The 11,663-nt window shown below is 35.0% G+C and carries 8 protein-coding genes and 1 tRNA gene; 4 read left to right on the top strand and 5 right to left on the bottom strand.

Annotation, left to right across the window (positions count from 1 at the left end):
* Positions 1–421: 421 nt before the first annotated feature.
* The 5 genes from D7V32_RS01415 to D7V32_RS01395 form a co-directional block, all read right to left on the bottom strand.
* Positions 422–2,125: a LeoA/HP0731 family dynamin-like GTPase gene (locus D7V32_RS01415; protein ID WP_120401121.1), complete on the bottom strand. Its 1,704-nt coding sequence runs from the start codon at positions 2,123–2,125 to the stop codon at positions 422–424.
* The gene (locus D7V32_RS01410; RefSeq protein WP_120401120.1) at positions 2,126–4,501 is read right to left on the bottom strand and encodes a GTPase; all 2,376 of its coding nucleotides are present in this window, start codon (positions 4,499–4,501) and stop codon (positions 2,126–2,128) included.
* Positions 4,502–4,556: 55 nt separating this feature from the next.
* Positions 4,557–5,459, bottom strand: a complete 903-nt coding sequence (locus D7V32_RS01405) for a helix-turn-helix transcriptional regulator (RefSeq protein ID WP_120401119.1) — start codon at positions 5,457–5,459, stop codon at positions 4,557–4,559.
* Between the two features lie 484 nt (positions 5,460–5,943).
* Positions 5,944–7,170 carry a tyrosine-type recombinase/integrase gene (locus D7V32_RS01400; RefSeq protein WP_120401118.1) on the bottom strand — a complete coding sequence of 409 codons (1,227 nt, stop codon included), beginning with the start codon at positions 7,168–7,170 and terminating at the stop codon, positions 5,944–5,946.
* 162 nt (positions 7,171–7,332) lie between these two features.
* A tRNA-Arg gene (locus D7V32_RS01395) sits at positions 7,333–7,408 on the bottom strand.
* Positions 7,409–7,586: 178 nt separating this feature from the next.
* On the opposite strand from D7V32_RS01395, the gene D7V32_RS01390 reads away from it, so the two are divergent.
* From D7V32_RS01390 to D7V32_RS01375, 4 genes are read left to right on the top strand one after another with little or no spacing between them, the layout of a single operon-like run.
* Positions 7,587–8,522, top strand: a complete 936-nt coding sequence (locus D7V32_RS01390; protein ID WP_120401117.1) for an ABC transporter ATP-binding protein — start codon at positions 7,587–7,589, stop codon at positions 8,520–8,522.
* Positions 8,519–9,292 carry an ABC transporter permease gene (locus D7V32_RS01385; RefSeq protein ID WP_120401116.1) on the top strand — a complete coding sequence of 258 codons (774 nt, stop codon included), beginning with the start codon at positions 8,519–8,521 and terminating at the stop codon, positions 9,290–9,292. The genes D7V32_RS01390 and D7V32_RS01385 overlap by 4 nt, the downstream gene beginning before the upstream one ends.
* A complete protein-coding gene (queF, locus tag D7V32_RS01380) occupies positions 9,292–10,104 on the top strand; it encodes an NADPH-dependent 7-cyano-7-deazaguanine reductase QueF (RefSeq protein ID WP_120401115.1) in 813 nt (270 codons plus the stop codon). The genes D7V32_RS01385 and queF overlap by 1 nt, the downstream gene beginning before the upstream one ends.
* A gap of 27 nt (positions 10,105–10,131) precedes the next feature.
* Complete coding sequence (locus tag D7V32_RS01375) at positions 10,132–10,785, top strand: hypothetical protein (protein ID WP_120401114.1); 654 nt, start codon at positions 10,132–10,134, stop codon at positions 10,783–10,785.
* The last annotated feature ends 878 nt before the right edge of the window (positions 10,786–11,663 follow it).

Raw genomic sequence — 11,663 nt, 5'->3', positions numbered from 1 at the left:
TATTCTTAAAACCAATAATTTATTACTTATACAAAATACTTAAACATTATCACTTATTAAACAATTGCTCGCATAATAAAAAAAACTATTGCTAATAACAAAAACAACCATAAAATATCATTTATTTTCAATAAAAATCCAATCCCTCCTTGATTTTTGAAAATCCTATTCAAATTATAGTAAATAAATGCTAAATCAAAAATAACTACTACTGGAATACCAAGTATTGTACTTATTCCCAAAATATTAATAACAAGCAGTATTAGAATCTTTTTTAGATTACTCGATGTATAAACTAAATGATTTAAAAAAAAATTCTTCAATATAGCCTCAACATAAAATCAGTAGAATCTCCTTTAAATTAAAAGGAGATTCTCAAATAAAACAGCATTATTTTTAAGGTAATTAGCAAAGATAAAATCTATGATATGCTTCTAAATTCACCTTCAATAATCATCCCCTCTTTTCTCCAAGAGGCAAAAGACTTAGTCATTGATTCATGATCCATATGCATCAATTTTATCTCTTCAATTTTATCTTTGAGTTCTTTGTAAATAGGGAAAAATTTTAAAATAAATTCATCTTTATCAATTAACTCTAAAATCTCTCTTTGCTGGTTTTGTAAATTCGCTACTAAACTCTTTCTTGCCAACTGAAACTCTTCTTGTTTCTTCGCCTGATTCCAAGTATCCCAAGCTTCTACCGCAATACCAATAAGTGGTAATGCTGTGTTAATGTTGCTCGCCAGGTTAACAGCTCCCCACGGTTGGAACTTTAAAGCTTCTTTTAAATTAAGCCCAATAAATTGCCCACCCGCAACTAAGCCATCTCTTGCAGCTAAAATAGTTGTATTATCCAACTTAATATTCTTCGCTAAATGATTGAGACCTTTTTTAGTCAATGACCCAACAGCGGTGTCAATATTATCAATTTCTGCGTTAAAATTAACTGCTTGTGTATTTAATGCAATATTGATTTGATTGGTTTCATTTTGAAAATATTCATTAATCTTACTTGAGATAATTGATCCCTTATCACCAACTTCCCTCACTACGAATTCACCAATTGTTTCTAGACTCGTACCTTGGACCTGCATTACTAAGTCTTGGAAATATCCATTAAAACTAGATCTTAAATTTGTTTTTGCATTGGCAATTTTTTTGGAAATTACATTCAGTGCACCAGTTTCAATTTCATAAACTTGATTAAGTTTTTCCATTTCCTTTGATAGCAGGGATTGTTGTTCTTCAATTTCAGGTATTTTCTTAATCAAAATATCACTAATAATGGACTTTCTCGTTTCTTCAATTAAACCAGTATAACCACCACTTTTTTTCACAATTTCACTAGTTGCATTTTGCAACAATTTGATATGAGACAATTGTTCAAACTCATCTCGATTTTCCATCCAATAATTAACACCTTCATCAAATGGATTTGCTGAAACTGCCACTATTTTTAAGTTATGGGTTTCCTGCATAGAAAGAGATAAGATCGAACTTAATCTTTCTTTAACATTTTGCTCTTTAATTTTAAATTTATCTTGGTAGTCTAATTCATCCTCTACATCTGCAACTTCATCAAAACGGCTAAGAACAAATACTGTTCGTGGAAGTAAGTTCAGATCTTTAAACAACCATTTTAAATCTTCAATATGACTTTCTTTGATCGGATTTTTAGAGTTCATGACATAAAGAACAATATGTGCTTCACTTACATATTTTTTTGTGATGTCTTTATATTTTTCAATCTCTTGGGCATCGGTGTTCACTTGCTCTTTATAACCATATAATCCTGGTGTATCAATGAGTTGATACTCTTCATCAATGTCATAAATTTTAACTGCATTTGATGATTCAGAAGCACTAATATTCATGGTTGCTGGGTCAATTTTACCTAACCATGCAGCAGCAATTGAGGTCTTTCCTTCAGAGAATCCACCTATAAGTGCAATTTTAAGTTTATCTCCTTGCAAAGTATTCAATGAGTTCTTTAACTTAGCTTTAATATCTGTTGATACATCTAAACCAAACTCTTGACCTTGTGTAATAAAACCTTCTAATTTACTCAATAAGTTGATAATTTTAGCCTGATTATCCTGATGATTTTTTAAAGTTTCAGACATTTATTTGACCTCATAAGCACTGCTAATATTATTTGATAACGTTTTAAACATATTGATTGATTGATACATATCTTCTACAAGCCCTGTGATTTGATCACTTGGCTCATTCAACTTTTTCTTCAAATCTGATATTGATGGCTCAATTTTTTCTTCAACATCGCTCACATTCTCCCTAGCAACTTTTTTAAGCTCTTTCACAATATTTGATAAATTTTTATCAACACTTTTCTTTTGCTCAGATTTTTTAAAGTCTGAATCAAAAAAGCTCCAAATTGCTTTTGCAAAACTAAATAACAAACCCGCAGCCGTTAATGATATTGCAACCCAGCCGACTGGATTCCACCACATTGCAGCACCTACACCAATACCAACACCAAGTAGTCCCATTTTGTTGATGCCATTATTGATATCAAATTTCAATGAAACATTATTATTCAATCCTGTCACATCATCAGCTTTAAAGTTATTTTGAATACTGGCTAACCGTGAAGAAAGTTTCTGTAATTTTTCCTTTAAATTTTCATCAAACTGCGAAGTTTCTGTTTTAAAACCAGCAATTAGATCTTTACTCACTAATTCAAGATTGTTATCAATCTGTCGCTTCAGAATACCTTTAAACTCATCATTACTAATATCACTTTCAATCCGTTTATAGACTTCTTGACGAGTCTTACGCTCAAAATCTTGAATGATTTTTTCAATCATCGTTTTAAGGCTTTGCACTAGGTCCAAATATTCACTATCAATTTCTTGCTTAGTGACAGCCACTTGCTTATCAATATTCAGCTTTAGATCACTAAAGCCATTATGAATATTATTTAACTTCTCTACTGTTTGTTTTAGAACATAATTCGCTTTATTGAAGTTACTCGCCTTAATTTTATAAGGTACGTCTCCAATGACTGTTTGAGTTAAGTGGTTTTGAAATGCGCTCAGTCCTGACTTTTCCTTTAATTCATCTCGATCAGAATTATTTAAAAACTTGATCTGATTACGATATTTTTCACCAAATGGCACCAAGCAATTGGCTACTGCATAAAATGCAGCAAGTCCAGCCACCACAGTATAATTCTTATAATGTTTATCTAATGCTGATTCCATCTGTTTATTCAGATCATTTAAGGCACCTCTTTCATCATCATTACTGATCAGTCCATTTTTTAATGATCTAGGCGATGTAACTGGTTTATTGTAAACAGTCCAAACTTCTGTCTGATCTGCTAGGTGCGTTTTTATTTTTTGAAGTGTGCCTTCATTTGGAGCTGCATCTTTACTTGTGACATAGAAAACAGCATGTGCTTTTTTAACGGCTTTAGAAATTTCGTTCTCAACTAGTTTTTCATCACCCTCAATTCCTGGCACATCGATTAATTTGACCTGTGTGCCATTAATATCAAATAAAAACTCTTTACTCTCTCGAGTGAAGTCACTACGGCCATCCCCCATAATTTGGCCATCTTCAAACTCTCTTAGCTTCTCCAACATTTTTTCAAATTGCTGTAACTGCTGTTCAACTACTTTCTTTTCATTTTCTAATTGTAAAGTAATAGAGTTGATTGGTTTTTTGGTTAACTCATATTCATCTTGTATCGTTGCAAGATGCGATTGTTTCAATGCATATTCTTTTTCGATTTTTTGCTTCAATACTTTCAGTTCAGAATCTAATAGCGCTTTCTGTTTAATTAACTCTAACTCAATTAAACCAATTTGTTTTTCCTCTTCTAGGCGCTTAAAAATATAAATAATTTTTAACCACCATGACATATTTTGTTTTTTATATTGAACTTTCTCTTTTAAAGACACAATCTGAGTATTAAAAATTTCAAGTTTTTGGTCATTTAATAAAGACTGATTAACAATCTGCTCATCATGCTCATATTTAAGAGCATTAAGTATTTTTTGATAATCTTCTAATTTTTGAGTATAGGTTTGATCTATCTCCTTTAATTTTTTATTATTTTCTAAAATTTTATGACTAATTTCATTATCAGCATTTTTTAACTCTCCGTATGCTTCTTCATCTAATGAAAATTCATCTTTAAGTGCTTTGAATTTTGCTTGTATTTCATTTTTAGTTTTTTCAGCGAACAGCAGACGTAACACTTCGATAAGTGTCGATTTACCTGCATTAGTTTCACCGAAAAAAGCAATCGTAAAGTAATCCCATTCGGAATTACGTTTAAGTTCATCTATCTTCCTTTCAATTTCTTTTTGCTGAAAGCTTAAAATTTGCTTAGATTCATTTAGTTTTTCTCCCACTAAATTAGTATCTAAAACCTGCTCATTTTTAACAATTTTCGCAATCAAATCTGATATTTTCTCTTTTAAATCATCATAAATATTCTCAGGATGATTTAAATTAATATGACTATTCACGTACCCTTACCCCTATCCAACCAACTCATAAATAATTTTTTAAATGAAATTTTTTTTAACCTAAAACCAAATATTCTTTTAAACTTATTTCTAATTGTCTCTGTAATCCTTTCGGACTCACTATTTTTAAATGAGGAATCCAGAATCGAATCAAAGGCAATAACTGCATGTCATGATTAATTTTAGAAGAAACCAGCAATCCACCATCATGTAACTCTTTGACAATTTGCTGCTCGGGCAGTATCGGACGTTGCTTAAAATAAAAAGAAACCTGACTATCAATAGATAAAATGATTTCCTGTTTATCCTGTCCAAACCAGATGCTGTCATCATCTTCCACAAGTTTTACAATATTTTGATCTGGAATAAATTGTGAATAATCATGCGAAGAGTGCGTAAGCTGAATATGTGAAATGCGATAAGTACGCAATTGATCTTTTCTAACTGCTGCCAAATACCAACTACCATGATGATGAATCAAGCGATAAGGTTGAACCAGTCTAGGTTCTCCTTTATATACAAAACCAATTTGTCGATATTCTTGAATTGCTTTTCCAAGAACTTTGAATAGTCCTTTAAACTGACTTGCATCTTCAAAAGAGTACCCCTTAGCACTATAAATCTGATGAGCTCGACTATCTAAAAGTTCACGCAGAAAGGACATATCCAATGAAGGATACAAATGACTAACTCCTGAGAGCTGTGCAAAATTACGGATATCTTTTGGTGCAATTTTCCCTAAATAATTTGATTCTAAGTAATATCTTTTATTTTCATTATCTTGTAGCAATGGCAAATAAGTATTGAGACGATCAAAATCTCTCGAGATAGTACGTGTACTTACCCCAAATTCTGAGGCTAGTTCTTTTATACTTAACTGATATCCCATATTTAATTTCGTTAAAATATTGGCCAATCGGTCAGCTAAACGCTCATGAGTAGAATCATCACGTTTCATTAATTATCTCTAATTTTTAAAAAGTAACATCAAAGTTATATTTGATTTATATTTGAAATATAACACATTAAATGTACAAAAAGTTACACCAATTCACAAAAAATTAGGTCTTATTTTCTTTAAATTAAGTTTAGTCGATCTAAATAACGTGCTAGGTGCAACATTGCTAAATAGAATTTTCTTGATTCAGCCCACTTTATTTTCCCAAGTATTAATGCTCTAGAAATACGTTGTAAGGCGTTCTTCTTTTGTTTGTTCGTAAATGGAGTTGGGCATATTTTCATACAAATTTCCTTTCAATATTTCTATCAAACTTAACTACTTAAAGTATCAATTCAATTGAAAAATGAAGATAAGGCATGAAAATGACAGGAGATGTCATCAGTTGTACAAATTATCGTTTAAATTTCTTCTTTAGTATGTATTTCGCAGAGGTGGCGTCAACTTAACTGAAACTATAACTTACTAATATTTATTAAATTAATTACTCTACATTTTTATGCGTTAATTGATCCAAATAATCAGACCATGCTTGCATCATCACTGAACGCTCCTCCAAATACTTAGTACGGTTGTACGCTCGACCATGCATATCGCGAACCTGATGTGCAAGTTGTTGTTCTATACGTTCAATAGGAAATTTTAGAACTTCATCTAATAAAGTTCTTGCCGTAGCTCTAAAGCCATGCCCTGTTGTCTCACCATTTTCAAAACCATATTGTTTCAATCGTTTATTAATAGTTGATTCACTGATGGTTTTCGTTTTATCTCGCATAGACACAAAACAATATTCGGTATATCCAGTAATGCAATACAATTCTTGGAACAGCTTCAAGACTTGATCAGACAAAGGAACAATATGTTGTAGGGCTGTCTGATTTTTGGTCTTAGGCGGTGTATAACTCCATGTTCTATTTTTAAAATCGATATCTGCCCATTTTGCTGCACGTAATTCTCCAGGACGCACAAATACATGGGGTAAGATTTTGACTGCATAATCAATAGCAATATCCCCACGACCTGCATGTGTATTAATATTCTTTAATAGTTGTCCTAGCTTTTGCTCATCAGTAATAGCCGCTCGATGCTTAGTTTTACCCACCTTCAAAATACCGCTAATTTGGTCAGCAACATTAAATTGACATAAACCCAAAGCAATCGCATACCGAAACACCTGAGATGCTTTACTTCTCATTCGCTTTGCTGAGTCAGTCTTACCTTGTCTTTCATAAAGACGGCATACTTCCAAAATTTGAGTGGCTGTTATCGAATCAATGGGGAACTCACCAATAGCAACATAAAGCTTATCCCAGATAAACTGATTCCGACGTTGTGTACTTGACTCCAGCTCTTCAGTCTTACGGTATTCATCTGCTACTGATCTAAAACTATTATTTCGACATTGGGACTGTTTATCTTGCTTTTGAATTGCTGGGTCAATATTCTGCGCAAGCAGTTCTCTAAACTCACTTCGTTTTGCACGAGCTCTGGCCAATGTACAACTTGGATAAATACCGATAGCTATAGTGGCTCTTTTCTTAGAGATTGGGCGAATATAATCAAAACGCCAATATGCCCCACCTTTTCTATCTAACAATAAATAAAGGCCACCACCATCTGAAAGCTTAATATTCTTTTCAAATGATTTCTTTTGCATTGATATTGCAGACTTAATTTTTGAGTCAGTCAGACTGATAACTAATTTAGGCATTTTTACGGTATATTTTTGTCAGAAATGGAATGTACCGTAAAAAATACCGTAAAAGATTACGGTATCCTAAAACGCCCTCGGACATTATCGGACAATAAGTAGATATAAGTTATTAATTTTTAATAATATTAGGATTAATTCGGATATGATCAAACAAGGAAATGGTGCGCTCAGCGGGACTCGAACCCACGCCACAGGCTTCGGAGACCTGTACTCTATCCAGTTGAGCTATGAGCGCGCGAGCACATCATATCAAAAAAAACCAGAAGGTAAAGCAACTATATATAAGTCTTTTATTTTAGTGCCTACGCTTTGTACAAAGTTCTATATTTGCAACCCAGAATTCCATCCCTTTTACTTGGTTTATTTGTATAGATCGCTCACAATAGCGCTATTATTCACCAAGTGAGAACCACATGACTGATGCACTGACGCTAAGGGATCTGTCAAAAACCTATAAAAATGGCTTTCAGGCTTTAAAAGGTATTAATTTGACTGTGCCTGAAGGTGAGTTTTATGCCCTGCTAGGCCCAAATGGTGCAGGCAAATCAACAACTATCAGCATCATCAGTTCTTTGACCAAAAAAACTTCCGGTACAGTCGAAATTTTTGGCCATAACTTGGATACCCACCCATCACATGCTAAACAGCAGCTGGGTGTTGTGCCGCAAGAGTTTAACTTTGGACAGTTTGAAAAAACTTTCGATATTTTAGTCACCCAAGCTGGTTACTATGGCATTCCTAAGAAAATTGCTGAAAAACGCGCAGAAGAATATTTGGAAAAACTTGGCTTATGGGAAAAGCGCAGCACTCAAGCACGTATGCTTTCAGGCGGTATGAAACGCCGCCTAATGATTGCCCGCGCCATGATGCATGAACCCAAATTGCTAATTCTAGATGAACCTACTGCTGGCGTAGATATTGAACTGCGCCGTTCAATGTGGGATTTTTTGACGGAAATGAATGAAAAAGGCACGTCTATTATCTTAACCACACATTATTTAGAAGAAGCTGAAGTCCTGTGCCGCCGCATTGCAATTATTGACCGCGGTGTCATTAAAGAAGATACCAGCATGAAAGGCTTCTTAAGCCAGTTAAATGAAGAAACCTTTATTTTTGATTTAGCTGAACCCATTCAGCCGCTTCTCATCGATATTATTGGTGTGCGTTTTAACTTAGTTGACCCGATGACCTTAGAAGTGACTATGGATAAATCACACAATTTGAATGATTTATTCCAGCTAATGCAAGCACAGAATATTCAAGTCCGCAGTATGCGCAACAAATCGAACCGCTTAGAAGAACTCTTTGTAAAAATGGTTGAAAAAAATCTTGAGGGAGCTGCGCAATGAATTTTTCCCAGCTTCAAGTTGCGCTTTATACTCTCGTTTATAAAGAAGTCCGCCGTTTCATGCGGATTTGGCCGCAAACGCTGCTCCCGCCAGCCATTACCATGAGCCTGTATTTTGTGATTTTCGGCAACTTAGTCGGTTCACGTATTGGCACCATGGGCGGCTTCACCTATATGCAGTTTATTGTACCTGGCCTGATTATGATGGCTGTCATTACAAACAGCTATGCCAACGTATCTTCCAGTTTTTTCAGCGCTAAATTTCAAAAAAGCATCGAAGAATTAATCATGAGCCCAGTACCGCTGCATATGATTTTATGCGGTTATGTTATTGGCGGTGTTTGCCGCGGTGTTTTAGTCGGTATTATTGTCACGGCTATGAGCCTTTTCTTTACTGACTTATATATTACAAATTGGTTTGTAACTATATATACAGTGCTGGTGACTTCCCTGCTGTTTTCATTGGGCGGCTTTATTAATGCTGTCTATGCGAAATCATTTGATGACATATCCATTATCCCAACTTTTGTGCTGACACCGCTGACCTATTTAGGCGGCGTATTTTATGCAATTTCAGCACTTAGCCCATTTTGGCAAAATCTTTCTTTAATTAACCCTGTCGTATACATGGTAAATGCGTTCCGTTATGGCATCTTAGGCCATAGCGATGTAAATGTCGCAATTTCTCTTGCAGTAATTACGGCCTGCTGCGGTGTATTATATGCTGTAGCTTATCAATTACTTTCCCGCGGCTCAGGAATGCGTGAATAATGACTGTTGAACAATCTCTCCTAGGTAAAGAAACCAATTACCCTACAGAATATCAACCCGATATTCTGTTCCCTATCGCCCGTGCGCAGTCACGTGAAAACTATGCGCATGTGCAAGGCATTCAGCAAGGTAAAGACTGGTGGCATGTCTTTGAAATTTCTTGGCTCAATGCAGCGGGTATTCCGCAAGTGGCTATTGGCCGTATGACATTGCCTGCGGCCTCTCCAAACCTCATTGAATCAAAATCATTAAAGCTGTATTTCAACAGCTTGAACTTCTGCAAATTCGACTCAGAAACAGTATTTATTGCGACGGTTGAAAAAGACTTATCACAAGCGGCCGGCGCGCCTGTAACCATTCAGCTCTTTGCCGCAGATGATCTTACTGTTTCACAGCCTGAAGGTATTTGTATTGATAGCCTTCTGCCTGAACGCTTGGAAAATCATCCTGATGCCACTTTATTACAGCTCGATACTCAAGATGAAGACATTGAAGTACAACTGTATTCAAATTTATTAAGAAGTAACTGCCCAGTCACTGGACAACCCGACTGGGGCACTGTATTTATAAGATACAAAGGTAAAAAGCCTTGTTTCAAAAGTATCTTGGCTTATATTATCTCATACCGTCAGCATAATGGCTTCCATGAGCAATGTGTGGAACAGATGTATGCTGACATTTGGCAAAACCTGAAACCAGAACAATTGATGGTATATGCCGCCTATACACGCCGCGGCGGTTTAGACATTAACCCTTGCCGTGTATCGCACTTAACATGGATACCTCGCCCAATTCGTTTGGCGCGACAATAAAAATACAGAACATTGAGGTTAAAAACGATGCCATTTTTTGGTTTTATTCCTACGAGCGAGCTGTTAAACAGCATTCAAGAAGGCCACGCGAAAAAAAATTCTAGTGAAGCACTTTATCCTTTACGTGATAAAACGGCCCTGCTGATTAATGATGAAATCATTGGCGCAACGATTTTAGCACCTGTGCATCTATTTCCAGCGAGTGACAAACGTGACACAGCAGAAAAACTTGCAGGTTATGTAAAATCAACAGTTGCTGTTTTGCTTAAGCAGCTATTGGGCAAATCTTCAAATGATGTGGTAAAGCAGTCCATTGAATTTTCTGAGCGCAGCCTGTTTAAAGACAATACCGGTGCAGAACGTGTAGGCTTAACGCTGGATGCTGGCCTCGTAACAAACTTAAAAAACAGCTATGCTGAAATTAAAGGCGGCAATGACATCAATAAAGCAGCTTTTGCAGAACTGTACAAACAGTTTGCAGAAGCTGCCGTACGCCATTTCATGAATGACTTTAATAAGACGCTAGACCTTGGCATGATTAAACGCAAAGCAGCCGATATTGGCTCTTCTGCAGTCATCAAAGCAATTCACATTGCGATTGATAAAATTTTTCCAAATCTAACGAAGGAAGAATTAACTGCTCTAGCTGAAGCACATGACTCAATGTTCCATCCAGGCTAATAATTCGCGGCATCAAAAACCTAGCTTCGGCTAGGTTTTTTATCTCTAGATCACGATACTGCTCGTTCTGTTCCCTTTCATTGAATCATCACTGCCGTTTCATAACTATATAACAATATCCTTAAGGCCGCTCTCTAGGCTAAAGTTAGCAATTATTCACGATCTTAACCTAGCTTACAGCATGCTCGCTTTACATGACTATATATAGCTACTCTTCTAATACGTCCCAAAGCCATCAATTAGCATGAATTAAAGCTAAACCTTCTTTGAGCTATATAAAGGTATAAATATTTGATCCACATGCATCCTTAGATCAATAGAGATGATCGAATACCTATATATTAGTCATCAATGCCAAATCGGCTCTCAATCATGCTAGATAATCGAAGTACATTCAGTACAGACTTTTTGACTCAGCATTTGAATTGCTGCGTCTAAATTTAACCTAAAGGTCTAAAATGTATTTTTAGGCTAAAAGCTGTACCTATATAGTGCTCGAATTTTTACAGCCTGCATTTTTATTCTTCATTTGGACTTAGAAAGTAAAACTATAAAAATAGACCCTAAATTAAAAATCAGTTTAAATTTCCACCATAAATACTCGAAAAATACGCTCACCAATCATGCATATTTTTAACAAATCTTAGTCAAGACTCCCTCTTATATCTCCTATATAGAAAATTGAAGAAATATTTCCTTACATCAATCGTTCAATTAACAGGAAGTTCTCTTCAAATATTTGCAAAACTTTCATAAATAAAAGGAAAAAACTCATAATTGGCTGAAGATTGTCCTATTTTGTATATATTTTTGTAATTACTCGAATGGTTCACGGTATATTAGTGAATACAGACACTTTTTGTCTTTTTTATAAGTTA

Origin of the sequence: Acinetobacter tianfuensis, from assembly GCF_003611465.1 — a bacterium.
In the GTDB taxonomy this organism is placed as follows: domain Bacteria; phylum Pseudomonadota; class Gammaproteobacteria; order Pseudomonadales; family Moraxellaceae; genus Acinetobacter; species Acinetobacter tianfuensis.
Note: the sequence above shows the minus strand (reverse complement) of the source record. Positions and strands in the feature narration are given on the sequence as shown.